Source organism: Hydrogenoanaerobacterium saccharovorans (assembly GCF_016901815.1).
Classification (GTDB): domain Bacteria; phylum Bacillota; class Clostridia; order Oscillospirales; family Ruminococcaceae; genus Avimicrobium; species Avimicrobium caecorum.
The window spans coordinates 341592-367463 of record NZ_JACSNR010000001.1 but is presented as its reverse complement, the minus strand read 5'-3'; the positions used below and the strand labels follow the sequence as shown (position 1 = coordinate 367463).

23 protein-coding genes are annotated in these 25872 nt (G+C 53.8%); 16 read left to right on the top strand and 7 right to left on the bottom strand.

What is annotated here, in order from left to right; translation table 11 throughout:
• Positions 1–289 precede the first annotated feature (289 nt).
• Positions 290–1834, top strand: coding sequence for a ribonuclease Y (rny, locus tag H9X81_RS01805; RefSeq protein ID WP_204719367.1), 1545 nt, complete (start codon positions 290–292; stop codon positions 1832–1834).
• Between the two features lie 256 nt (positions 1835–2090).
• On the top strand, positions 2091–3878 hold the full coding sequence (locus tag H9X81_RS01800) for a M23 family metallopeptidase (protein ID WP_177502641.1): 1788 nt from the start codon (positions 2091–2093) through the stop codon (positions 3876–3878).
• A gap of 763 nt (positions 3879–4641) precedes the next feature.
• On the opposite strand, the gene H9X81_RS01795 is transcribed toward H9X81_RS01800, so the two are convergent.
• Positions 4642–5916, bottom strand: coding sequence for a replication-associated recombination protein A (locus H9X81_RS01795; RefSeq protein ID WP_204719365.1), 1275 nt, complete (start codon positions 5914–5916; stop codon positions 4642–4644).
• A 26-nt stretch (positions 5917–5942) separates the two neighbouring features.
• Complete coding sequence (locus tag H9X81_RS01790; RefSeq protein ID WP_204719363.1) at positions 5943–6740, bottom strand: alpha/beta hydrolase; 798 nt, start codon at positions 6738–6740, stop codon at positions 5943–5945.
• Between the two features lie 290 nt (positions 6741–7030).
• Between H9X81_RS01790 and H9X81_RS01785 the strand changes: the two genes are divergently transcribed.
• Together H9X81_RS01785 and H9X81_RS01780 are read left to right on the top strand one after the other, a co-directional pair.
• Positions 7031–7624 (top strand): hypothetical protein, encoded by a 594-nt coding sequence (locus H9X81_RS01785; RefSeq protein WP_204719362.1) that lies wholly within the window; start codon positions 7031–7033, stop codon positions 7622–7624.
• 75 nt (positions 7625–7699) lie between these two features.
• Positions 7700–8197 (top strand): adenylate kinase, encoded by a 498-nt coding sequence (locus H9X81_RS01780; protein WP_204719361.1) that lies wholly within the window; start codon positions 7700–7702, stop codon positions 8195–8197.
• Between the two features lie 111 nt (positions 8198–8308).
• Here the strand turns inward: H9X81_RS01780 and H9X81_RS01775 are convergent, their stop codons facing one another.
• From H9X81_RS01775 to H9X81_RS01765, 3 genes are all read right to left on the bottom strand, one after another.
• On the bottom strand, positions 8309–8845 hold the full coding sequence (locus H9X81_RS01775; protein WP_177502646.1) for an inorganic diphosphatase: 537 nt from the start codon (positions 8843–8845) through the stop codon (positions 8309–8311).
• A gap of 137 nt (positions 8846–8982) precedes the next feature.
• Complete coding sequence (locus H9X81_RS01770; protein ID WP_204719360.1) at positions 8983–9981, bottom strand: GGGtGRT protein; 999 nt, start codon at positions 9979–9981, stop codon at positions 8983–8985.
• Between the two features lie 21 nt (positions 9982–10002).
• Positions 10003–10695: a hypothetical protein gene (locus H9X81_RS01765; protein WP_177504537.1), complete on the bottom strand. Its 693-nt coding sequence runs from the start codon at positions 10693–10695 to the stop codon at positions 10003–10005.
• Positions 10696–10939: 244 nt separating this feature from the next.
• Here H9X81_RS01765 and H9X81_RS01760 point away from each other — a divergent pair, with 244 nt between their 5' ends.
• The 8 genes from H9X81_RS01760 (at position 10940) to H9X81_RS01725 (ending at position 21883) form a co-directional block, all read left to right on the top strand.
• Positions 10940–11176, top strand: coding sequence for a hypothetical protein (locus tag H9X81_RS01760; RefSeq protein ID WP_204719359.1), 237 nt, complete (start codon positions 10940–10942; stop codon positions 11174–11176).
• Positions 11173–12849, top strand: a complete 1677-nt coding sequence (locus H9X81_RS01755; RefSeq protein WP_204719358.1) for a hypothetical protein — start codon at positions 11173–11175, stop codon at positions 12847–12849. Before H9X81_RS01760 ends, H9X81_RS01755 begins: the two co-directional genes overlap by 4 nt.
• 91 nt (positions 12850–12940) lie before the next feature.
• Positions 12941–13969 carry a hypothetical protein gene (locus H9X81_RS01750; RefSeq protein ID WP_204719357.1) on the top strand — a complete coding sequence of 343 codons (1029 nt, stop codon included), beginning with the start codon at positions 12941–12943 and terminating at the stop codon, positions 13967–13969.
• Positions 13970–14921: 952 nt separating this feature from the next.
• Complete coding sequence (gene secA / locus H9X81_RS01745) at positions 14922–17576, top strand: preprotein translocase subunit SecA (RefSeq protein ID WP_204719356.1); 2655 nt, start codon at positions 14922–14924, stop codon at positions 17574–17576.
• A gap of 373 nt (positions 17577–17949) precedes the next feature.
• Positions 17950–19581, top strand: coding sequence for a hypothetical protein (locus H9X81_RS01740; RefSeq protein ID WP_204719355.1), 1632 nt, complete (start codon positions 17950–17952; stop codon positions 19579–19581).
• A 178-nt stretch (positions 19582–19759) separates the two neighbouring features.
• The gene (locus tag H9X81_RS01735; protein ID WP_204719354.1) at positions 19760–20866 is read left to right on the top strand and encodes a hypothetical protein; all 1107 of its coding nucleotides are present in this window, start codon (positions 19760–19762) and stop codon (positions 20864–20866) included.
• A gap of 187 nt (positions 20867–21053) precedes the next feature.
• The gene (locus H9X81_RS01730) at positions 21054–21428 is read left to right on the top strand and encodes a hypothetical protein (protein ID WP_204719353.1); all 375 of its coding nucleotides are present in this window, start codon (positions 21054–21056) and stop codon (positions 21426–21428) included.
• A gap of 86 nt (positions 21429–21514) precedes the next feature.
• Positions 21515–21883: an immunoglobulin-like domain-containing protein gene (locus H9X81_RS01725; RefSeq protein WP_204719352.1), complete on the top strand. Its 369-nt coding sequence runs from the start codon at positions 21515–21517 to the stop codon at positions 21881–21883.
• Between the two features lie 142 nt (positions 21884–22025).
• Here H9X81_RS01725 and H9X81_RS01720 read toward each other — a convergent pair whose 3' ends face one another.
• Complete coding sequence (locus H9X81_RS01720; protein WP_177504547.1) at positions 22026–22268, bottom strand: AbrB/MazE/SpoVT family DNA-binding domain-containing protein; 243 nt, start codon at positions 22266–22268, stop codon at positions 22026–22028.
• 231 nt (positions 22269–22499) lie between these two features.
• On the opposite strand from H9X81_RS01720, the gene H9X81_RS01715 reads away from it, so the two are divergent.
• The 3 genes from H9X81_RS01715 (at position 22500) to H9X81_RS01705 (ending at position 24263) form a co-directional block, all read left to right on the top strand.
• Positions 22500–23087, top strand: coding sequence for a nucleoside recognition domain-containing protein (locus H9X81_RS01715; protein ID WP_204719351.1), 588 nt, complete (start codon positions 22500–22502; stop codon positions 23085–23087).
• Complete coding sequence (locus H9X81_RS01710; protein ID WP_204719350.1) at positions 23077–23595, top strand: spore maturation protein; 519 nt, start codon at positions 23077–23079, stop codon at positions 23593–23595. Before H9X81_RS01715 ends, H9X81_RS01710 begins: the two co-directional genes overlap by 11 nt.
• A gap of 77 nt (positions 23596–23672) precedes the next feature.
• Positions 23673–24263 carry a GNAT family N-acetyltransferase gene (locus H9X81_RS01705; RefSeq protein WP_204719349.1) on the top strand — a complete coding sequence of 197 codons (591 nt, stop codon included), beginning with the start codon at positions 23673–23675 and terminating at the stop codon, positions 24261–24263.
• Positions 24264–24392: 129 nt separating this feature from the next.
• Here H9X81_RS01705 and trhA read toward each other — a convergent pair whose 3' ends face one another.
• Positions 24393–25049 carry a PAQR family membrane homeostasis protein TrhA gene (gene trhA / locus H9X81_RS01700; RefSeq protein ID WP_204719348.1) on the bottom strand — a complete coding sequence of 219 codons (657 nt, stop codon included), beginning with the start codon at positions 25047–25049 and terminating at the stop codon, positions 24393–24395.
• Positions 25050–25234: 185 nt separating this feature from the next.
• Here trhA and H9X81_RS01695 point away from each other — a divergent pair, with 185 nt between their 5' ends.
• Positions 25235–25837, top strand: a complete 603-nt coding sequence (locus H9X81_RS01695; protein WP_204719347.1) for a DUF1836 domain-containing protein — start codon at positions 25235–25237, stop codon at positions 25835–25837.
• Positions 25838–25872: the final 35 nt, after the last annotated feature.

Below are 25872 nucleotides of genomic sequence, written 5' to 3'. Positions count from 1 at the left end.
GCCGGAAGGGTTTCATCTTGACAGATGTGCACCAGTTCTATAAAATAAGAATGATATAATATTTTTTTATAACCCTGATTGTTCGGGTGAGGGACGGTCGATTTTCTCTCCCCTCGGTTATATAGACGGATACAGACAGTAAAAAATCGGGACGCTTTTGGGCGAGCCTTTATTTTAGTGCGGCTGAATTGGCTGTACAGTCTTGGCTCCGGGAATATTATCTATCAAAAAAATTCCATGCACATTTTCAAAACTGAAAAAAGATCTGAAAGGAGGTCTGACAGGATCTATGAAGGACATTCTGATCCCTCTGATCACTCTGCTGGTGGGACTTGTCATTGCATTTCCCGCCGGTATTGCATACCGCAGAAAAGTGGCGGAAGCCGAACTGGGTTCTGCCGAGGAAGAGGCCAAGCGGGTCCTGAGCGACGCCATCAAGACCGCCGAGAGCAAGAAGAAGGAAGCTCTGGTGGAGGCCAAGGACGAGATCTTCAAGCTGCGCAGCGATGCGGACCGGGAGATCAAGGACCGCCGCAATGAGGTGACCCGTCAGGAGCGCCGCCTGCAGCAGCGGGAGGAAAGCCTGGACAAAAAGTCCGAAAATATGGAGAAAAAAGAGGAGCAGCTTGCCGGAAAGCTCCGGGAAGCGGAAAACCGTCTGGCAGAAGCGGAGGAGGTCAAGAAGCAGCAGTTTGAGCTGCTGGAAAAGATCTCCGGTTATACCGCCGACCAGGCCAAGGAATACCTGCTCCAGAACCTTGAAAATGAACTGACCCATGAAAAGGCAGTACGCATCAGCCAGATGGAAGCCCGTCTGAAGGACGAGGCTGACCAGAAGGCCCGGGAGATCATCTCGGGCGCGATCCAGCGCTGCGCTTCGGACTATGTATCCGAAGTGACCGTATCGGTAGTGCCGCTGCCCAATGATGAGATGAAGGGCCGCATCATCGGTCGTGAAGGCCGCAATATCCGTGCCCTGGAGAACCTCACCGGTGTGGATCTCATCATCGACGATACCCCCGAGGCCATCACCCTGTCCAGCCATGACCCGGTGCGCCGGGAAGTGGCCCGGATCGCCCTGGAGCGGCTGATCCAGGATGGACGCATCCACCCTGCCCGCATCGAGGAAATGTTGGAGAAGGCCAAGCGGGAAGTGGACAACAAGATCAAGCAGGACGGCGAACGGGCCGTCAACGAAGCCGGCATTCACAACATCCATCCCGAGCTGGTACGCCTGCTGGGCCGGATGCGCTATCGTTCCAGCTATGGTCAGAACGTGCTGGAGCACTCGCTGGAGGTATCCCACCTCGCCGGCATGATGGCTGCCGAGCTGGGCGCCGATGTCAAGACTGCCCGGCGTGCAGGCCTGCTGCATGATATCGGCAAGGCCCTCACCCATGAGATCGAAGGCAGCCATGTGCAGATCGGTGTGGATGTGGCCCGCAAGTACAAAGAGAGCGCCGATGTCATCCATGCCATCGAGGCTCACCACAACGATGTGGAGCCCCGTACTGTGGTGGCAGCTCTGGTGCAGGCAGCCGATGCCATTTCCGCTGCCCGTCCCGGCGCGCGGCGTGAGAATGTGGAGAACTACATCAAGCGTCTGGAAAAGCTGGAGGAGATTGCCAAGAGCTTTGACGGTGTGGATTCCTGCTATGCCATCCAGGCAGGCCGTGAGATCCGCATTATGATCAAGCCGGATGTCATCAGCGATGACAACCTGGTGGTAGCCGCCCGGGAGATCGTCAGGAAGATCGAGGACGAGATGGAGTATCCGGGTCAGATCAAGGTCAACCTGATCCGGGAAACCCGTGCAGTGGATTACGCCAAGTAAACAGAATCCGATCAAAGACAGGGACTGGAACTCTCCTCATGGAGAGGGACAGCCCCTGTTTTGCTGCAAATGGGGGGAGGGTAGTCAACCTTAACTGAACCCCCAAAAATTCCGCTCAGAACCAAAAACCGCAACAAATTTTCACAAATCGGGGAGAGCGCTTTCGTTAAAAAGCTCTATTTTGGCCCGAAACCTTTGACTTGAAGCCATTTTTGCGGTATAATATCGCTAAGATATTGGAAAGGAGATGATGCGTTTGGCTCGCAACAGTTCTGACACAAGCGAGGAGATCGTGACTGAAAGCTCCTCATCTTGTGAAGACATCAAGGCGGGGAAGAACAGTTTCATCAAATGGACATCGAATCTTTACGAACGATTTGAAGAGACACAGCTCTATCGATATTTTTATGTGACCGGTATTGCGCTGGTGCGCAAGGCCAAGCGGATTCGTCGGCGGACTCTGCGGTTTGTCAGATCCCATCGCCCGCAGATTCATCTCAGCCCGCGGCACAGACGCATTCTGGCCCGTGCCAAGGCCTCTCTGGAACGTGCCAGAGAACCCTTTGCGGAAGGCTTCAACTGGTCGCTGGAATTTGCTGAACAGCTGCGGAAAGCCAAGGAAACCGGCGATCACCGCAAACTGCTCGGCGAAACCCTCCGCAGTGGTGTAAAGCTCTGCAGTGATACCACTTCCCGTGCATTCAACTATGCAGCACCGGTAGGCGGTATTGCCGTACTGCTGCTCACCATCGCAGTTTACAGCAATCTTACCTTTGCCCTGTCGGTAGAGTACAACGGACAGTTTGTCGGTTATGTAACCGATGAGTCCGAGTTCATCGCCGCCAATCAGAAGATGCGAGAGCGTATTGTGTTTGAGGAGTACGAGTATCCCGAAGATGCCGTCCCCAAGTACACACTGACCATCGTATCCCGTTCTTCGGTCAATACCGAAGAAGAACTCACCGACAATCTGATCGCCTCCTCGGGCAGCGAACTCACCGAAGCATACGGCCTGTATGTAGCGGACAAGTTTGTAGGCGCTTCCTATGATGACGAGGAGATCGAAAGTCTGCTGGAAACCATCAAGGACGAATACCGCACCGGTGACCCCGATGAAGTGGTAGAATTCACCGATCCTGTAACCATCAAGGAGGGTCTGTATCCCAAGACCTCCATTGTGAATATTGCTGCTCTGGAAGAGAAGCTCAAGGAAAATGAATCGGAAGAGCAGACCTATACCGTACAGGAAGGCGATGCTCCCACTGTCATTGCCCAGAAGTTTGATATGCTGTATGCTGACTTCAAGGCACTCAATCCCGATGTGGAAAAGTCACTGCTGGTTGGTCAGGAAGTCCTGATCGAAAAGGCAGTTCCCACCCTGGGTGTGCAGGTCAAGCGCACTGAGGTTTACAATGAGGAAGTTCCCTTCTCCATTGAGCATGAACAGGACCCCAATCTCCAGCAGGGTTACACCAAGGTGACCCAGATCGGTGAAAAGGGCATCAACGAGGTCACTGCGGAAGTGGTCTATGTGGACGGCGTGGAGCAGTCCCGTACCATTCTGAGCACCACTGTCCTCAAGGAGCCGGTAAATGAAGTGATGATCGTAGGCGGTAAGCAGCCGCTCACACAGCTGCCCGCTTCGGCTATGACCACCGACAGCTACTTCATCTGGCCGGTAGACGGCGGATACCTGTCCTGCGGCTTCTATGGCTATTATAACCATGGCGGTATGGACATTGCAGCCAAGATGGGCACAGCGGTGCGTGCTTCGGCATCGGGTACCGTTGTAGCGGCCTTCAACTACACCAACGGCGCCTATGGCCGATATGTAATTATTGACCATGGCGGCGGAGTTCAGACCCTTTACGCACACAACAGCCAGGTTTATGTCCAGGTTGGCGAATGGGTAGAACAGGGTCAGCTGATTGCGGCAGTCGGCGCCACCGGTAATGCTTACGGAAACCATTGTCACTTTGAAGTGCGTGTCAATGGGGTGCGGAAGGACCCGGCAGGATACATCGGCACCGTTTACAATCGCTGAGTTTCCTTCAAACAGAATACCAGAAAAGCCGGTCCGGCAAAATTGCGGATCGGCTTTTTTCATGCCCATATCGACCAGCAGCCAGCCCGGCTGAATCGCAATTCTGTATAGAATATGCCATATATTACAGATTGTTGATGGATTGCGGTGCCCGGCAGGCTGAAAACAGGCCAGACGCCCGGGAAAAGCGGCATAGTAAAGCTGTACTGTGCCGCTCGCTGCCGAGGCATAAGCCGGGCACTATCTGGTTTTGTGACTGGTAGTCGGCTGAATCAGCGCAGAGAATAGCACTGTGGTTCTTGCAGCTGGGGTGCGGGCTGGACGCCGTCCGGTTTTCCGATGGGGTGTCAGCTGAATCAGCACAGTGAAACCGTATTGCTACTCTCGCTGCCAGTGCACAGGCCGGGCACCTGTCCGCTTTCCGGTGTGGGGCGTCGGCAGTACAGCGAAATCACACCATGACACTCTCCGCTGGGGTATAAGCCGGGCACTATCTGGTTTTGCGACGGGCCGTAGGCTGAAACAGCACAGAAAACAGGACTGAGGTTCTTGTTGCCAGTGCGCAGGTCAGCTGCTATCCGGTTCTGCCCGGTTAGCGCCTGTGCCCGCCAGTATGTCGGCGGGACAGTCAGATCCGGCTCCAATCAGGCACAAATCCTGTATAGAAAACATACAGTATTACAGTTTGTTGAATATCGCCGTTGTTTATGCAAAAATAAGCCCCCTCCACATAAGCTGACTGGCTCCATGGAGGGGGGTGCTGTTATTTTTGTTCCGGCTTGGGAGCCCGCTGCTGATGTCGGTAGGCCAGGGCAGCCTGTTCGGTCTTGTTCTGTCCGAAGTGGTAGTAGACCCGGTCCCGGAGCTCGTCCGGCAGGTACTGCTGTTCCACCCAGCCGCCGAAGTCATGGGGATACTTGTACCCGATGGCCCGGCCCAGCTTGTTGGCGCCGCCGTAATGCCCGTCCTTGAGGTGGGGCGGCACATCGCCGTATTTGCCCTTGCGCACATCTGCCAGCGCCGCGTCAATGGCAACATTGGCGGAGTTGGATTTGGGCGCGGTGCAGAGCAGGATCACAGCCTCTGCCAGGGGAATCCGTGCCTCGGGCAGACCCAGCTGCATGGCAGCATCGATGCAGGTTTTCACCACCACCACTGCCATGGGATAGGCCAGGCCGATGTCCTCACTGGCGCAGACCAGAATGCGCCGGCAGGGGGAGATGAGGTCACCGGAATCCAGCAGCCGTGCCAGATAGTGCAGGGCGGCATTCTCATCGGAACCCCGGATGGATTTCTGCAGGGCCGAGAGCAGGTCATAGTGGACATCGCCGTCCCGGTCGTACCGGTTGGAGGAGCGCTGGGATACCTCTTTGGCAGCCTGGAGGGTTGCCACCGGCACTTCGCTGGAGCTCACAGCGGACAGCACCAGCATTTCCACCGCATTGAGGGCTTTGCGCACATCGCCGCCGCAGGAGAAGGAAATATGCTCCGCCACGCCGTCCTCGACGGTCAGGCCGGGATATTCCTCGGCACAGACCCGGAAGGCCCGCTCCACAGCCCGCTGGACTTCCGGCGGTTCCACCGGCTTGAACTCAAAGACGGTACACCGGCTGAGCACCGCATTGTAGACATAGAAATAGGGGTTTTCGGTGGTGGAGGCAATGAGGGTGATGCTGCCGTTCTCAATGAATTCCAGCAGGTTCTGCTGCTGTTTTTTATTGAGGTACTGGATCTCGTCCAGATAAAGCACAACACCATTGCGTCCTTCAAAGGTATCCAGCTGGCTGACGATCTCCTTGATGTCTGCCGTGGAAGCTGTGGTACCGTTGAGCCGGTAGAGCTTTTTGCCGGCCTTATTGGCAATGATATTGGCAACGGTGGTCTTTCCCACACCCGATGGCCCATAAAAGATCATATTGGGAATGGTGCCGCCTTCAATGATGCTGCGCAGCACCTGTCCCGGGGCCAGCAGATGGGACTGTCCCACCACATCTTCCAGCGCCCGGGGACGCAGTTTATCGGCAAGAGGTGATGCCATGGTTTTTCACAGTCCTCTCCGGAAAATTATACATAGTAGATGCGTTCCCCATCAAACCGGTTCAGAGCCTCCCGGACAGCCTCGTCCCAGACGCCCCATTCATGGATGCCCTTCTGTTCAAACCAGATGCAGTCCAGACCCAGTTCCTTGAGGAGCTTTACATATTCCACATTACTCTCATACAGGGTGGGGATATTGTCCTCGGTGCCGCAGCTGATAAAGAAACGGCACTGCTGTTCCTTGGGCAGACGGGCATGTTCCCGGGTCAGATGGAGAATATCATCTTCCGGCAGCAGCTGCATTTCGGTCCCGAAAATTCCCTGATACTCTGCCAGGGATTTGGGGTCCAGGGAATCGCCCATGGACTGGAACATCTTGCCCAGATCCACAGCGCCCGAGAAGCTGGCAATGGTGCCATACTGTTCCGGGTGAGTCAGTCCCACCTTGAGAGCGCCATATCCGCCCATGGAAAGACCGGCAATATAGTTGTCTTCCCGCTTGTCGCTCAGACGGAACATCTCCCGGCAAAGACGAGGGAGTTCTTCCGCCACAAAGGTGAAATAATCCATACCATAGGCAGTATTGCGGTAGAAGCTGCGCTGTACTTCAGGCATGATAACAGCGAAGCCATGCTGCATGGCATAGCGTTCAATGGAAGTCCAGCGCATCCAGGAGGAAGCGGAACTGCCCTGACCATGCAGCAGCCAGAGGGTTTTGCAGGGATTTCTGGAATAGTCATGGGGGTGGTCATAGGGGAGAATGACATTGAGGGCAATGTCCATATTCAGTGCCCGGGATTTGATGTCACCTTTGAATGAAGCCATAAGAAAAACCTCCTGTGATGAGAAATTTGATTCTAATTTATTATTATACTACAAAATTGTGAGCAGCTGGAAAGAAAACCGTAAATTTTATCCTTAAACGAGCCTAAAAATTTCTCCGGGGACAATGCAGGAAAACAACGGAAAACCGACACTGAAAAAATAGATACCGGCACTTTACGCCGCCGGTGAAACATGATATGATGGTAAGGAACCTGATTCTGCATCGGGCACGACCGAAACCCGGCATTTTTCATGGAAAGAAGCCGACTGTATGAAGGAGAGTTTTCACAGTGGACAGATTGATGTTGATGGCCATGGGTGGCTATGGAGATATGGGAATGATGGGCGGCAGTACAGCCGGAACGGGTCTGATTGATTCGCTCAAGACCAAGCTGAGCTTCCTGCCGGAATGGGCAGCGATCCTGGTGATTGCGGTGCTGGTGATCCTGGCAGCCATGCTGGTGGGCTGGATCGGCGGCAAGATTATTGGCTCGATCCTCTATCCTGACCCGGATAAGCAGAGCATCCTGAGCAAAAAGCAGAAGTTCATGGTGCTGGGCGGTGCCATTGCAGCCATTGCCCTGACCATCTTTGCCCTGACCTATACCCCGGCGCCGGATACCGGCGATGATGCCCTTCCCACCGGCGAAAATGTGTCGATGGACGGCATGGAAGGCACCGATGGGGAGATCCCGGAGGAGGAATCCACCGACGGTGAGACCACCGATGAGGAGTCCACTGAAGAAGAAACCACCGGGGAAACCGAGGAGGAATCCAGCGCGGCAGCTTCGGATTCCACCGGAAATGCCGGCACCTCCGTATCTGTGGGCGGCGGTGTGATGATCAGCGGCGGCGGTACAGCCATTGCCGTTCCCATGGGCTGATTCTGATTGCAGCAAGGATAAAACCGGGTGGTCTGGGATACAGGCCATCCGTTTTTTTGACGGGAGGAAGATGAGATGAAGCGTATTCTGGTGATCGGCTGCCCGGGGGCGGGAAAGAGCACCTTTGCCCGGGCTCTCCGGGACCGGACCGGTCTGCCGCTCTGGTACCTGGATCAGATCTGGCACCGTCCTGACCGCGCCACCGTCAGCCGGGCGGAGTTTGATGCCCGGCTGACCGGGCTGCTCCGGGGTGATGCGTGGATCATCGACGGCAACTACCTTCGCACCCTGGAGCTCCGGCTGCGGGCAGCGGATACCGTCTTTCTGCTGGACTACCCCACCGGGGTCTGCCTGGAGGGGGCGCGTGCCCGCATCGGTACAAAGCGGGAGGACCTGCCCTGGGTGGAAGAGGAGTTCGATCCCGAGTTCCGCCAGTGGATCGAGGATTTCAGCCGGGATCAGCTCCCGGAGATCCGCCGCCTGCTGGAGCAGTATGGCGAAGGGCGGGAAGTGCATGTTTTCCACAGCCGGGCCGAAGCAGATGACTGGCTGCGGACATTTCCGGGAGTATGAGAAAAGGAGAGGGAACGCCCCCTCTCCTTTTTTATTGCGCCATCTGAATGACTGTGCAAAAAAGCCCGTCCGGCAGCTGCCGGGCGGGCTTTTTGTGATTCATGGGGAATCTTATTCCTCTACATACTTGGCATTGTAGTTGTCCATGCAGTGACGGATCACATTCCGGGCAGCTTCTGCACCGGCAATGCTCTTGATCTCTGTGAACTTGCCCGGCTCCAGCTGCTTGTACACCGAGAAGAAGTGCTTCATCTCATTGAAGATGTGCTCCGGCAGCTCGGAAATATCCTTGTAGGTGTTGTACATGGGGTCGTTGAAGGGAACAGCGATGATCTTCTCATCGTCCTCGCCGTTGTCCACCATGCCGATCACACCGATGGGATAGCACCGTACCAGTACCAGCGGATCGATCTCCTCCGAGCAGAGCACCAGCACATCCAGCGGGTCCTTGTCATCGCCGTAGGTGCGGGGAATAAAACCGTAGCTGGCGGGATAGTGGGTGGAGGTGTGCAGAATCCGGTCCAGAATGATCATGCCGGTATACTTGTCCAGCTCATACTTCTTCTTGCTGCCCTTGCTGATCTCGATGACAGCGGTGAAATCTTCCGGGGAAATGCGGCTGGGATTCATATCATGCCAGATATTCATAGGGGAAAAACGCTCCTTTATCCTTATTTCAAAATAGCTTCTTTCCCTTATTATACGGGATAGCTCCGCAGACTGCAAGAGAAAAACTGTCTATTTTCGACAAAATACATTGCCAATTTTATAACGAATGCCGAATTTTATCGGGAGGCCTGTTCCACTGCTACGGCACAGGCTACGGTTGCGCCGACCATGGGGTTGTTGCCCATGCCGATGAGACCCATCATCTCCACATGAGCCGGCACCGACGAGGAACCGGCAAACTGAGCATCGCTGTGCATGCGGCCCATGGAGTCGGTCAGGCCATAGGAAGCCGGGCCAGCTGCCACATTGTCCGGATGCAGGGTGCGTCCGGTACCGCCGCCCGAAGCCACCGAGAAGTAGTTCCGTCCGTTTTCCACAGCGCACTTCTTATAGGTACCGGCTACCAGATGCTGGAACCGGGTGGGGTTGGTGGAGTTGCCGGTGATGGACACATCCACGCCCTCATGCTTCATGATCTCCACGCCTTCCAGAACATCGTTGGCGCCGTAGCACTTGACAGCAGCCCGTTCGCCATCCGAGAACTTCCGCTCGCCGGTGACCTTCAGGGTGCCGGTGGCAAAGTCAAAGTCGGTGGAAACATAGGTGAAGCCGTTGATCCGGGAGATGATGTACGCGGCATCCTTGCCCAGGCCGTTGAGGATTACACGCAGGGGTTCCTTGCGCACCTTGTTGGCGGAGCGGGCAATGCCGATGGCGCCTTCCGCCGCCGCAAAGGACTCATGTCCTGCCAGGAAGCAGAAGCACTTGGTCTCCTCCCGGAGCAGCATGGCGCCCAGGTTGCCGTGACCCAGACCCACCTTGCGCTGATCCGCAACCGAGCCGGGCACACAGAAGGCCTGCAGACCCAGGCCGATGGCCTCAGCGGCGTCGGCAGCGGTACGGGCGCCCTTTTTCAGGGCAATGGCGGTACCCAGTGTATAAGCCCAGACTGCGTTTTCAAAGGCAATGGGCTGTACACCCTTGACAATGGCAGCCACATCAATGCCATGTTCCTTGCAGAGTGCCTCTGCCGCTTCGAGCGAATCCAGGCCGTTTTCCCGGAGGCAGGCTTCGATTCCGGCCATCCGGCGTTCCATTCCTTCAAACTGTATCATTGTTCGTCGTCCTCCGTCCTGTTATTCCTCTCTCGGGTCAATGATGCGGGCTGCCTGGTCAAACCGACCATAAGTAGCAGTATTCTTCCGCAGCGCTTCCTCTGCCGGAACTCCATGGCGGATATCCTCCATCATCTTGCCCAGCCGTACAAATTCATAACCGATGGTTTCATCATGGTCGTCCAGAGCCAGACGGGTAATGTATCCTTCACTCATTTCCAGATACCGTACACCCTTGGCTGAGGTGCCGAAAATGGTACCGGTCTGACTGCGCAGGCCCTTGCCCAGATCTTCCAGCGAAGCACCGATGGGAAGTCCGCCTTCGGAGAAGGCAGTCTGACTGCGGCCATAGACCAGCTGCAGGAAGATCTCCCGCATGGCAACATTGATGGCATCACATACCAGGTCGGTATTGAGTGCTTCCAGCAGAGTTTTGCCGGGGAGGATTTCACCAGCCATGGCAGCGGAATGGGTCATACCCGAACAGCCCAGTGTTTCCACCAGAGCCTCCTGGATAATGCCATCCTTGACATTGAGGGTGAGTTTGCAGGCGCCCTGCTGGGGAGCACACCAGCCCACACCATGGGAAAGTCCCGAGATATCACCGATCTGATAGGGACGCACCCATTTGCCTTCTTCGGGAATGGGAGCCGGACCATGATTGGGGCCCTGGGCTACCACACACATATTCTCTACTTCCTTGGAATAAACCACCGTGGTAATCTCCTTTCGGGTTGGATTGACGGGTTTGTGACGGCTGCGAGAAAAATCCAGCCGCCGGTTCAGTTCTTATTTATTGTATCACAAAACCCCGGGGGCGAAAATGGAAAAAGCCATTTGTCCTGAAATATTTCCCGGAAAGCCCAGGGGGTATCCTATGTTTCTGGGGCAGAAAAGGGGCTTTTCACAGTGAATTTTCCACAATGTGCAAAAATCAGCCGCAAATTTTCCCGGAAAAATGAATTTTGCGCTTCCAGATCCGGCAAAAACCGGCGATTTCCAATCCAAAAAGGCGCCAAAATGCATCAAAAACTGCGTTTTTCCAAAAAGCGGAGATAAAATTACAGAAGAATTACAAAAATGCATCAAAAAGGGGTTGACAAGGTGCCGGGGGGGTATAATTGCATTACAACAAAGGCTTTCCGGCCCCGGAAAGCAGGAGTTGAAAAACATTAAATGGAGGAAAATGCAATGAAGACTAAGAAGATCACTGCTCTGGTTCTGGCTGCTCTGATGGCTGCCGGCACCACTGCCACTGCATTTGCTGACAGCGATGTTGTCAACAGAGGTGGCGATCTGGATGACAAGCGTCCCCTTACTTTCAATGATGAGACCATCTATGAAAATGAGGACGGCGTTCTGACTCCCAGCACCGACTTCCGTCCCGGCGACACTCTGTACATCCGTCTGGATGAGCTGAATGCCAACGGCGACAAGAAGATCGAGGACGAGAAGGACGACATGAATGTTTATGCTGACTGGAAGGTTGGCAAGGACGCAGTAGAGTCCATCGACATCGTTTACAAGAAGGGCGAAGCCTCTGTAAATGGTATTGTGAGCTACACTGTAGAGGTTGGCGGCCGTACCTTCACCATTGAGGCCAAGGATAAGAGAGCCCTGACAGATCTGATTGTAGATGTAATCAATGAGCAGATTGCCAAGGATCCCAATTTCCTGGCTGATGAGATTGCTGCCCAGAAGGCAACCCATTATGTAGAGTCTGGCCTCCAGGCAGCTGGCGGCACCATCTACACATCGGTAGAGGATTTCGGCGCTGGTGAAAACTTTACCGAGCCGGAAAAACTCTATGTGGCTGACGCAGATGTAGATGCAGTTACCGGTCAGGGCCTCTTCTATGACGAAAAAAATACCTGGAAGAATGAAGTAGCTGATCCTTCGGAATATCTGGTAAAGCACAATAAGGGCAACTTCTATGACTTCATGAAGAAGAGTGCAACCATGGCTGATGTGGATGCCGCAGGCTATGCTACGCTTGTTTACGGCAAGTACATTGATGAGAATGGTACAGATATTTCTGCCACCATTGACGATGTAGCAGAACATGAGGCTGTTGTGGCTGCTGCTCAGGCTGCGGCTGCTGATGCAGGCTTCAACTATGATACTGCCTACACCTACTGGGTAGAGATCAAGACCAAGGAAGATGATACTACCAAGGTTCTGGATCTGGCTGGTGTACTGAGAATCGGTTCCACCAAGAACAAGGCAGAGGACGCCACCAACGAGTTCCAGCTGGATACCTCCATGGACAACCGTGTCTATGCCGGCGGTGTCTATGTAACCGTTGAGGACGAGTGGACCTTCGCTCCTGACAGCCGTTCTGTTGTAAAGTTCAGCGACGATGCTGAGGACGTAGTTCTCTACTTCGGCGAGAACGAGGCTGCCTGGTTCGAATTCGATGCCCGTGGTCAGTCTGCTCTGAACCTGGAGTTCACCTTTGACTTCAACAAGGAGATCGCTGATCTGTTCCCGGAGGCCAACATCGACTTCCTGACCTTCACCTCCAAGCCTGCCACCAACCGCACTGGTGACCTGTACATCGTAGCAGACGAGGATACCTATCTGTACGAAGTAACTGACGATGGCGTAAAGACCGTTGCTTACCTGCCCGCAGGCGGTACTGGTTCTGCCGCTGTCAGCGCAGCTCTGGGTGTGAAGAACATCAACGGCGCTGAGTACGATGAGAAGGAAGGCGCATGGCATATCCGCACCAGAAAGCTGGGTGCTTATGCAATTTCCGATACCGAGCTGGATACTTCCCGCACCCTGGATGGCGATGAGTCTTCTTCCGAGAGCGGCAACTCCGGCAATAACAACGGCACCAAGCCGATTCCGGACACCGGCAGATAAGCTGATTGAATGGATGGAAATACGCGGGAAAAATCCTGCCGGACGGGGGAAGGGCCCGTCACGATGAAACCCAATGAGGAGGAAAAACAAAATGAAGAAGCTGTTTGCTCTTACCCTGGCTGCTCTGATGGCTGCGGGTACTACAACAGTCGCTTTCGCTGCAAATGAAGGCGTTTATATTGATCCCGCTGACGACTACTATGTACTGGGTTCTGACAACAGAGCCAAGGCTGCTGCTTCGGACGATGAGTACGAGGGCGGCGACAAGCTGGTAATCCCTGTACGCGTATACAAGGACGATGTATCGGATGGTGAGTATGTAGCCGGTGATGATACCGACCTGGGCTTCCTGACCTACACCTCGGACTATGACCGCAATGTAACCGTTCGTGCTGACTGGAAGGTTGGCAAGGATCTGGGCGCTGAGGTTGATGTTGACTGGGTAAATTACAGCAAGCTGGGCAACCTGGGCACCAGCGATTCCCAGATCATGAGCGTTATCATCACTCTGCCTGAGAACGAGACCACCAAGGTAGAAGACCTGGCTGGTACCATCCGTGTAGGCCGTACCTCTTCTGCTGCCAAGAAGGGCCCGGCTTTTGATCTGGAAGTATCCTTCTTCTCGGATGCTACCCTGACCAACACCCCCAACTTTGACGGCGGCAACCTGCCCACAGGTTCTACCGGTATCGTAACCTTTGATAAGGAAGCCGGCGAGATCGACATCGACTTCGACGATATTGCTACCTTCACCGTAGATGTAGACGGTCAGGGCAAGCTGAATCTGGCCTGGAACACCGATTTTGACAAGGAATTCGGTGCCATGTACGATTACGCCAACCTGCACTTCTTCAACTTCGAAGGCACTCCTGCTTTCAACAAGACCGGTACCATGATGGTATACGCTGACAAGGATACCTTCATCTACGAGGCAACCGAGGACGGTGCCAAGGAGATCGACGCTACATACGATGAGGACTACGAGGCTTGGGTATTCAAGACCCGCAAGCTGACCAGCTATGTTGTATCGGATGTAGAGCTGACCGACAAGACCGTAACCGAGGACAACTCTTCCAGCACCACCGACGGCGGTAAGGATAACCCGGATACAGGTCGGTAAACCGACCTGTATCCCAGCGAATTTCACGCAAGCGTGAAATATCGCCGGGCAGAGCCGTTTGCCAACCGGGTTTTGAGTGATCAAAACCCGCAGGGAGCAAAATCGGGAACGATTTTGCGGACGGTCGCCGGGCAGCCGGAAACTTTCGGTTTCCGAACTCCATCCGGACCAGGCCCCATGTCCGGCCTCAGCCGGACGGAACCGGGGTGTTCGCCGACAGGCTCCTCCCTGTGAGCCTGCTGCCTCGGGATTCCGGGGCTGGTCTGTACAGATGGACAGTCTGAAGCGCTTTTTGCAGTTCTTTCTTAGTTTTATGCATACGGGAAACAGCTTTGGTTAAGCTGTTATGCAGGAAAACAGGCAGCCTGCCTGTTTTCCTCTGGGGAGAGGGAAGATCCTTTCCCCGGAGCAAAGCAGGCAGCAGTCGGGCAGTTCGGCTGTGGCTCCGGCCTTGCCGGAACACAGCGGACAGTCCAGCGGTTTTGCAGATCATTTTCCCCGGAGGGGCAGAGATGTCCTCCGGGGACAAGGCAAGCAAGCCCATACAATCCCGGAACTACCGTTCAAGAGCAGGTGTCTTCGGGTTATATATGGGAGAAACTTAGGAAATCTCCGTCGAATATCTGCCGGACAGTTCTCTCCAAATTTTTCAGCTGTCGGGTGGATATGATTTCCTGTTCGTTTCTTTTTTCTCCTAATAAGGGTCCCGCACGGAAGTTTCCCTGCGGGACCGAATTTTTTAAGGCAAAAGTTTGAAAAGACCTCCACGGGATGCCCAAAATAGGGTATACTATAATAGTACGGGACTGCATTCTTGAACTTATTATAAACAATCCCCCGCTTCGTTTGACAAAGGCAGGAATAGATTGTAAAATAGTATGTTGTTTGGCTATATTGTTTGGCCGCACTGCGTCCCAGCGGTGTTTTTCACATAGATGTAAGAGGTGATTGAATGGGATTTCTTGAGAAGGTTTTCGGTAACTACTCACAGAAAGAAATAAAGCGGCTCCAGCCTACAGTCAATAAGGTACTGGCGCTGGAAAATGAGTTTGCTGCCATGAGTGATGCCCAACTCCGTGGTATGACAGACAAGCTCAAGGCGCGTCTGGCAAATGGTGAAACCCTCGACGATATTCTGCCTGAGGCTTTTGCCACCTGTCGGGAAGCCAGCTGGCGTGTGCTGGAAATGAAGCATTTCCCGGTTCAGATCCTGGGTTCGCTGGTGCTGCATCAGGGACGCATTGCGGAAATGAAGACCGGTGAAGGTAAAACCCTGGTGGCAACTCTGGCCTGTTATCTGAATGCGCTGGCAGGCAAGGGTGTGCATGTAGTTACTGTCAATGACTATCTGGCAAAGCGTGACTCGGAATGGATGGGCAAAGTTTATGGCTATCTGGGCCTGACAACCGGTCTGGTTGTCAATGGTCTGGACAGTGCCCAGCGCCGGAAGGCTTACGCTGCCGACATCACATACGGTACCAACAATGAATTCGGCTTTGACTACCTGCGGGATAACATGGTAACTTCCAAGGACCGTCAGGTACAGCGGGGCCATTTCTTTGCCATTGTCGATGAGGTGGACTCCATCCTGATTGATGAAGCCCGTACTCCTCTGATCATTTCGGGTCAGGGCGATAATTCTTCGGAGCTGTATACGCTGGCAGACCGGTTTGCCAAGAGCCTGAAGGTCTGCCGTGTAGCGGAAATGGATGCCAAGGAGGATAATGACGCCGTACTGGACGGTGATTACATCGTGGATGAAAAGGCCCGCAGTGCCACCCTTACCCAGGATGGTGTTGCCAAGGCAGAGCGGTACTTTGGCGTAGAGAACCTCATGGACCCCGAGAATATGACTCTGCTGCACCACATCAACCAGGCAATCCGTGCCAATGGTCTGATGCAGCGGGATGTGGACTATGTAGTCAAGGATGATCAGATCATCATCGTGGACGAGTTCACCGGCCGACTGATGATCGGACGCCGGTACAACGAAGGTCTGCATCAGGCGATCGAAGCCAAGGAAGGCGTAACTGTTGCCAAGGAGTCCAAGACTCTGGCAAGCATCACCTTCCAGAACTACTTCCGTTTGTACAACAAGCTGTCCGGTATGACCGGTACCGCTGCCACTGAGGAAAGTGAGTTCCGGGAGATCTATAACCTGGATGTCATTGAGATCCCCACCAACCGTCCGGTCATCCGTAAGGACTATGATGATTTTGTCTACACCACAGCCAAGGGCAAGTACCATGCTGTGATCGATCAGATCGTCGAGTGCCATAAGAAGGGTCAGCCGGTGCTGGTAGGTACTGTTTCCATTGAGAAGTCGGAACTGCTCTCCCAGATGCTCGATCGCCGCGGCATCAAGCACACTGTGCTGAACGCCAAGTTCCATGAGAAGGAAGCGGAGATCGTAGCCCAGGCTGGTAAGCTGGGTGCTGTGACCATCGCCACCAATATGGCAGGCCGTGGTACCGATATTATGCTGGGCGGTAATGCGGAATTCATGGCTAAGCATGATATGAAGAAGGCTGGCTATGAGGACGAGCAGATCTCGGTAGCGACCAGCTACTTTGATACCGATGATGAAGAGGTTCTGGCTCTGCGCAAGACCTATGCCGACCTGCTTCAGAAGCATAAGGAAGCCATCCGTCCTGAGGCGGAAAAGGTCCGGGAAGCCGGCGGTCTGTTCATCATTGGTACAGAACGGCATGAGTCCCGTCGTATTGATAACCAGCTGCGCGGTCGTTCCGGCCGTCAGGGTGACCCGGGTGAAACCCGTTTTTATCTGTCGCTGGAAGATGATCTCATGCGGCTCTTCGGCGGTGACCGTATCCAGGCCATGATGAATTCCCTCAAGGTGGAAGAGGATGTGCCGATCGGTGCCAAGATGCTCTCCAATACCATTGAGAGTGCTCAGGCCAAGGTAGAAGGCCGGAACTTTGCCATCCGTAAGAATGTACTGCAGTTCGACGATGTTGCCAACCGTCAGCGTGAAGTCATCTACAAGCAGCGTCAGCAGGTGCTGGACGGCGTAGATATTTCGGCTGTCATCAGCAAGATGGTGGACGATACTGTGGGTGAAACAGTGGATCGGTTCATTGGTACTTCGGACGATTATCATGACTGGAATCTCCATGGTCTGCGGGACTTCTTCCTGGGCTGGGCCATCACCAAGGATGAGATGGTCTATGCGACCGATGAGGAGAAGGCTCAGGTACAGCCTGAAAAGCTCAAGGACTTCCTGCGGGAGCGTCTGCACATGCTCTATACCAAGCGGGAAGCGATGTTTGGTCCGCAGCTCATGCGGGAACTGGAGCGTGTGATCCTGCTCAAGAATGTAGACGCCAAGTGGATGGATCATATCGACGCCATGGAAGATCTCAAGAAGGGTATCTATCTGCGCAGCTATGCTCAGCGTGATCCGGTCATTGAGTTCCGTATGGAAAGCGGCGAGATGTTCAACCAGATGGTGGATCTGATCCGGGAGGATACCATCAAGATGCTGCTCACCGTACAGGTGCGTGTAACCGCTGCGCCTGCCAAGGCAGGCGTAGCTGATGAGTCCGCTAATGCGGACTCACGCCCGGAAGCTCCGGCTGAAAAGTAAAAATCCAAGAATTGATACTGAAGCACTCAGTCCCTATGGGACTGAGTGCTTTTTTTATGCTTCAAAGGCGAAAGGAAGCGGTTTTCCGGAAAAAGTTTTCCACAAAGTGCAAAACCAAGGCGACAGATTTTTGTAAATTTTGCAGGAAACACGGCATAAATCTGGCGAAAATCAGCAGAAAATCCCAGGATACAGCAAGAATTTGAATCTAAAACTGCAATTTTGCAGAACAGGCTGAGAAAATTACAAAAAAATTACAAAAATGCTTCAAAAAAGGGTTGACAAGGTGCCGGGGGGGTATAATTGCATTACGACAGAGAGTTCCCGGACGGGGGAACCTGTGTTGAAACTTATTAAAATGGAGGAAAAAGCAATGAACACAAAGAAGATCATGGCTCTGACCCTGGCTGCTCTGATGGCTGCTGGTACTACCACCGCTGCTTTCGCTGAAGCCACCAAAAAGGATCAGGCACTGGTATTCACAACCGCTGCTGCCTATGAGGAGAATGACGATGGTCTGCTCGTTCTGGATGACGGTGTTGTAAATCCTGGCGACAGCCTGTACTTCCTGCTGAAGGATGGCGCAGATGATGGCAACGGCATCACCGATAAGGAGCGCGACCGCATCAATGTCTATGCTGACTGGAAGCTGGGCAAGGAGTACATCGAGGATATTGATGTAATCTACAAGAAGGGTAACTCCAAGGTAACCGGTTACACCTACACTGTTAGCGGAACTGGCTACTTCGCTACCGCAAAAACCTTTGATATTCCGGGTACTAAGCTTACATCGGGCGCCGAGGTGGGCAACAAGCTGCCGGCAGATGTACTGGCTGCTGCCCTGGAGTCCGAATACACAAATCCTACAAGTGGTTTTGTATATAACAACAAGTACTACGCTGATACCAAGGAAGGTCTGGAAGCACTGCTGACAGATCATGCTGACTGGGCAGTTGGTACAGGTACTGCCAATGCAACAGTCAATGACAGCGACACAAATGGTCTGGGTTCGTATACCACAAGTGGTGTCCACAACCAGGAAGATTACTTCGTTAACTCCACTAAGTCTCTGAGCATTGATACAGCAACTGTAGGCACAATCACAAATCTGCTTGCTTTGGATGATACTGATACAGAATTCGCAGCTGCAAGTGGCGGTGCTTATACCTTTACTGGTGTTGAACCCGTAGACGCTGATGATTATGTAGCAGGTAAGGCACCCGCCAATAGCGATGCTGTTGTTACCAAGACTGCTGCTGAGGCCACAATCAAGGGCACAGTTTCTACCATTGATAAGACTGTAGAAATCCGTAATTCTTCTTCCTACACCTATTGGGTAGAGGTTAAGACCAAGGACGATATCACCACCAAGGAACTGGATCTGGCTGGTACTCTGTACCTGGGCACCACCAAGAACAGCGCCGAGAAGAACGGCACCCGGCTGCCTGTTGATATGTCCCTGACCAACCGTCTGTATGACAGCAGCAAAAACTTCCTCAGCGTTGAGGATGAAGTTACCATCGATCCCGATGCAAACGGTGCTGTAAAGTTTGATCCTGATGCTGAGGAAGTTACCATCTACTTCGGCGAGAACGAAGATGCCTGGTTCACCTTCAATGCTCAGGGTCAGGGCGCTCTGAACCTTGCTTACACCACCAAGTTCAACAAGGAAATTGCTGATCTGTTCCCCAAGGCTAACATTGACTTCATCACCTGGACTGCTGCTCCTGCTGCCAACCGCACTGGTGACCTGTACATCACTGCTGATGAGGACACCTTCCTGTATGAGGTAACCGAGGATGGCATCAAGGAAGTAAACGGCGCTAAGTACGATGAGGATGAGGGCGCATGGCACATCCGCACCAGAAAGCTGGCTTCTTATGTCATTTCCGATATGGAGCTGGATACCTCTGTAAAGCTGGATAACGATTCTTCCAGCAGCACTTCCAGCGGTTCCAACACCGATGCCGATGGCGACAAGCCCAATCCCGATACTGGTAGATAAGCTTCGCTTATCCACCTGCGAATTTTGCGGATAGCTTATGACGGATAAGCTGTCCGGGGTCTTAGGCGCGGCATCTGCCGGGCAAAGACCTGAAAAAGAGATAGTTTTGTTGGAGAAGGCGGCTGGAAAGCCCGGCCGCTTTTTTCAAAATAAACCTATTATTAGGAGGAAAACAAAAATGAAGAAGATTTTTGCTCTTGCCCTGGCTGCTATCATGACAGCCAGCATGGCAACCGTTGCCTTCGCTGCTACCTTTGACCAGGATCCCGATGGTATTCAGGTGGGTATTCAGCCCGACTCTACTGCCGGTTGGACAACTGCTGATTCCTCAGTAACAGCTGTATATAAGCTGGACAGCTCCAGAGCTGAGAATGTGGTAGACGGTAAGGTTACCTCTGGTACTAAGTTTGAGGGTGGTAACCGCCTGGCTATCCCGCTGATTGTATGGGATGATGACACAGATGGTTCCAAGGTTGGCGAGTATGATAGCGGCGATAAGGTACAGTGGTACACCAAGGATGTAGACTACAAGAAGGCTTCCTTCAAGGTTGACTGGAAGGTTGGCGACGCTGAAGTAGACTTCGAACTGGTTAAGTTTGCTGGTGGTGTCCTGAATGGCCTTTCTAACGACGAGTATGTTTACTGCGCCGTTATCACTCTGCCTGAAAACAATGGCAACAAGGCTGTAGACCTGGCTGGTACTATCCAGGCTGGCACAAGCAGCACCACTGCCAAGAAGGGCAACTCTATGAAGGTTGAGCTGAGCTACATGCCCAATTCGGATGATAGCTACACCAGCACCAACTTCAGCGGTGGCACTCTGGATACCAACGATGGTATCGTTTCCTTCGATAAGTCTGCTGGTGAGATCGATATCGACTTCGATGCAGCTGTTGGTACTGTTGCTACCTTCACCGTTGATGTATCCAGCCAGGGCAAGCTGAACATGGCCTTCAACACCGACTTTGATAAGGACTTCGGCGCTATGTACAACTACGCTAATCTGTCCTTCCTGGAGTTCGAGGGTACTCCTTCCTTCAACAAGAACGGTACTATGTACATCTACGCTGAGGACAAGGACACCTTCGTATACGAGGTAACCGAGGACGGCGCTAAGGCTATCGACGCTACCTGGAACGAGGACTACGAGGCTTGGGAGTTCAAGACCCGCAAGCTGACCAAGTATGTCATCTCTGACGTAGAGCTGGATGAGAAGACCGTAACTGAGGATACTTCTTCCAGCACCACCGACGGTGGCAAGGACAACCCTGATACTGGTAGATAAATCCTAACGGATTTATCCACGCAGCGAGTTTTGCTTCGCAAAACATCGAGGCTTAGGGTAGTTTCTGCGAATTTTGAGCTGACGCTCAAAATGTCGTGGCTTTATCCAATGGATTTATCCACGCAGCGAGTTTTGCTTCGCAAAATATCGTGGCTTGGTTTGATCCATTGATGCTGACAGCATTTCAGTGCATCGGCAGGAAAACAGGCGGGCTGCCTGTTTTCCCCTGGGGAGAGATCCATGGCTCTCCCCGGAGCAAAGCTGGCAGCCCATAGATCCCAAAAAGGCCATGCAAGAGCAAGTGTTTTTGGGTATAAATATGGGAGAAACAGAGGAGATCACCGTCGAATGTTCACCAGCCGGTTCTCTCCAACTTATTGACCGGTTTGGCGGATATGATTTCCTGTTCGTTTCTTTTTCTCCTAAAAATGGCCTCACAGGATTTTTCCTGTGGGGCCGCTTTTTTGCAATAATTCTGCCGGAATCCAGCACTGTTAATACGGAATGCAGCCGGGGTAGAGAAATCCCGGCTTTTTGGAACACAGGAGGATTTCAGCAATGAGAAAGTGGATTTCCGCTGCAGCGGTAGGGATGGTTTTGATGGCATTGGTATCCTGTGGAAAATCAGATCATTTTGACCCCAATACCTTGGAACAATCCACTGTGGGAGAACTCAGTTCCGATGTGACCATGCGTCTTTCTCAGGAGGAGTTCCGGTCAGTACCCAGTGAACTGAGCCTGGTGATCACCAACCACACCGGGGAAGAATACACCTATGGTTCGGAATATCGCCTGGAAGTATACCTGGATGACCAGTGGTATATTCTTCCGGCGGAGGAGGAACTCTATTTTACCTCCATCGGGGTAATGCTTCAGCCGGATGGAATCAACAGTGAAAATATTGCGCCGGAGGAATACCGGGAACATCTGCCTGCGGGACATTATCGGGTTGTCAAGGAATTCTATGGTGCAGGCGGGGAGATCACAGCAGCGGCAGAATTTTCCATTTCCGAATAAATACACAGAAAACGGTCCTGTTCCATACAGAACAGGACCGTTTTTCAGTACGGATTTATATATAAAAGCCAGCCGGCTCAAACGGAACCGGCTGGCTGAACAGAACCCACCAGACAGGCTCCCGGATCATGGACCGATCCAGTTACTTGCCAGAGAGTTCACCAATACATTTCGAGCAGACGAGTTTGCCCTTGAATTCCCGGACATCATCGGCTTCCCCACAGAAAATGCAGGAAGGAGAATACTTTTTCAGTACAATCTGATTCCCGTCCACAAAAATTTCGATGGAATCCCGTTCGTTGATGTCCAGAGTGCGACGGAGCTCAATGGGAAGTACAATACGTCCCAGATCATCCACCTTGCGGACAATACCAGTAGATTTCATAGATTTCACCCTTTCCAGTACGCGGATACCAATGGAAAAATTCCGCGTATACGATCTGACAGTTTTTGCGATTTACAGATTTAAGTATACAGATTCTTACAAATACTGTCAACCAAAGTATATGAATAGAGTTTGAAAGTTTATCAGGGGAATATTGAAGTTTTTGAAAACATATAGATAAGCATCGTTCTTTTTTGGAGGATCTATGAGAGGAGGTGCCGGGGAAACACAATGATGTCCGTATTGTTTGCCGGTATGACTGCCTTTGCTCTGGGCTGTGCCCTGCTGCAAGGGAACCTTTCTGCCCTTTCGGATGCCCTTCTCACCGGCGGAAGTGACGCGGTTTCGCTCATGCTGCGGCTGGTGGGCGGACTCTGCCTCTGGTCGGGTGCCATGGAGGTGGCGGTCCAGAGCGGTCTGACCCGGGCACTGAGTCAGGCTCTGCTGCCCATTACCCGGCGGCTTTTCCCTGACCTGCCCCCGGACAGCCCTGCCATGGGCGCCATCTCCATGAACCTCACTGCCGATCTGCTGGGGCTGGGAGAGGCAGCAGTCCCCTCGGGTCTGGAAGCCATGCGGGAAATGGAGCAGCTCCAGGGCCCGGGACCGGACGCCAGCGGCAGCATGATCCGGTTTGTGGTGCTGAATACCGCCTCTTTCCAGCTGCTCCCGGCGACCATCGCTCTGCTGCGGGCCCAGCATGGGTCGGCAGCGCCGCTGGAGATCCTGCCGGCAGTGTGGCTGACCTCGCTGCTCTCGGTGAGCTGCGGCCTCCTGGCTGCCGCCCTGCTGGAACGGAGGGAATCCCATGGCCGCTGACCTGCTGCTTCCGCTTCTGTTCTGCGGAATTCTCTGCTGGGGCGCTGTGCAGGGGGTGGATGTGTTTGCCGCCTTCCGTACCGGCGCTGCCAGGGGGCTCACAGCCGCTGGGGAGATCCTGCCCTCCCTGATTGCCCTGGTGACGGCAGTCACCATGCTCCGGGCTTCCGGGGCGCTGGAGCTGCTCTGCTCCGTCTTTGCCCCGGCGACAGAACAGCTGGGGCTCCCGGGGGAACTGCTGCCCATGGCGCTGCTGCGTCCGGTTTCGGGCAGCGGAGCGCTGGCGCTGTTTGAGGATATCCTCACCCGGTTCGGCCCGGACAGCTTCATCGGGCGCACCGCCAGCGTACTCATGGGCTCCACCGAAACCACCTTCTACACCATCGCCCTGTACTTCGGCGCCACAAAGGTGCGCAATACCCGGCACTGTCTGCCTGCGGCCCTGCTGGCAGATCTGGCGGGGATCTGTCTGAGTGCCGCCGCTGTGGGATTGTTCCTGGGGCGGTGAGGCCGATTTGTAAAACAGCGGGTTTTGTGATAAAATAACCGGGTGAGTTTTTTGACCCAAAGGAGTGCAAGAAAAGCGTGCTGACAGCCATTGGAACACAGACCATCGAAACCCCCAGGCTGATCCTGCGGCGGTTTGCCAAAGGGGACGGGAAAAGTGCCTTCCGCAACTGGTGCAGTGATGCCAGTGTAACCACCTATCTCAAATGGAGTGCCCACAGCTATCCGCTCATCACCGAACAGGTGGTGGCGCGCTGGGCACGGGAATACCATGATCCCCACTGTCTGCACTGGGCGGTCACCCGCAAGAGCCATGGCGATGTCATCGGCGGGGTGAGCCTGACGGTCAAGGACCTGATGGACGAGCGGGCGGAACTGGGATACAGCCTGGGCTCCGCCTTCTGGCAGCAGGGGTATGGCAGCGAAGCAGTCCAGGCGGTACTGGACTACGGATTCGACCGGGTGGGACTGCACCGCATCGAAGCCTTCTGCGACTGTCAGAACCAGGCGTCTGCCGGACTGCTGCGCCATCTGGGATTCCGGCAGGAGGGTCTGCACCGGGGTATGTGCCGCCTTGCCAATGGGCAGTTTGTGGACTGCCTGAGCTTCGGTCTTTGTGCAGATGAGCGTCCGGAGTCCGAATTTGCAGGGGATTTCTGTATAGACTGATCTGCATATTCCCGCAGCCTTCTGACTAAAGATTGAAAAGCATTATCTGAATATGAAAACAGCCGGTTCCCATCATACGGGACCGGCTGTTTTGCTGTCAGACACAGAGAGTAATATTAAAGAATCTTTTTACAGAATGTAGATAGCCACCACCAGGTAGTGAAGCAGGGAGCCCAGCAGCACAAAGCAGTGGAACAGCTCATGGAAGCCGAAGGCCCGGAAGAGATCCGGCTTTTTGAGGCCGTAGATCACGCCGCCGATGGTGTAGCTCACGCCGCCGGCAGCCAGCAGGACGATGGCACCGGTGGGAATCCGGGTGAGGGGGCCGAGGTCAAAGAGGATCGACCAGCCCATGAGCAGGTAGATGGCAGTGGACACCCACCGGGGCAAAAACCAGAACACCTTGACGCCGATGCCCACAGCGGCGACGATCCACAGGATCAGGCTGAATACCAGGGCCTCCTTTTTGGGATAGAAGGACATGAGCATGGGGGTGTAGCTGCCGGCGATGAGCACATAGATCATGGCATGGTCCAGCTTGCGCAGGTGGTTGATGTGTGCCGGGGTTCCCTGGCTGAAATGGTAGACACAGCTGGTGGTATAGAGGGCCAGGGTGGAGCAGCAGAAGATCAGTGCAGCCAGCAGGTGCAGGGGATCGCCGGAGCCTTTGACAAAATAGAGCAGTACCGACAGGGGCAGTCCGATGAGGAACAGCAGAACCCCCAGAAAATGGGTATAGCTGCTCATGGGCTCCCGGGCGGATTGAAACGAATGGTACCAGAGCATTGACCGTTCTCCTTTCCGAATATCTGTGGATATTATAACTCTGTTATGTAGTTTTGTAAACTACTTATTGCGTTTTTTAATCTGATTTGATATAATGAACCCAGTAAGCCGGACAGGCAGCGGAAAAAGACAGCCTGTCCGGGGACCGATCAGAAGAAAGCATAACAGGAAGGAGCGGAAAAAAGATGTCGGAACAGGAACTGCTGGAACAGCTGCGGGCGGGAATGGACACCACGCCGCTGCATACCGGAGATCTGCCGCCGCTGGACCTCTATATGGATCAGGTACTGGCAATGCTGGAGGAGCGCTTTCAGTCCGGAGCCCGGCAGCCGGGGGAGAAAACCATCACCAAGACCATCATCAACAACTATTCCAAGGCCCGGCTGCTGCAGAAGCCGGTGGGGAAGAAGTATACCCCCGAGCATCTGCTGGTGATCACCCTGATCCAGACTCTCAAGCAGAGTCTGTCGCTGGAGGACGTGGGACGGCTGTTTGCCGCCTGTCCGGAGTTTTCCGGGGAGGGACGGTACGACGCCGCGGCAGTCCATGCCCGGTATGAGGATTTTGAACGCATGAAGCTCAGCCAGGAAAAGCTGGCAGAGGCTATCCAGGAGAACATGAAGGACTGCCAGGCAGAGGATCTGTTCTCCCAGGTGCTGTACCTTGCCAATCTGTCCGGGGCGCTGAGCCTCACAGCACGGCGGCTCATCGATACCCTGCCCCAGCCGGAAAAGCCCGGACGGGGCAAAAAACAGCCCGCAGCTCCCAAGCCAGCCGCAGGCATATAAAAAGAACCCCGGAGGAATCGTCCTCCGGGGCTTTT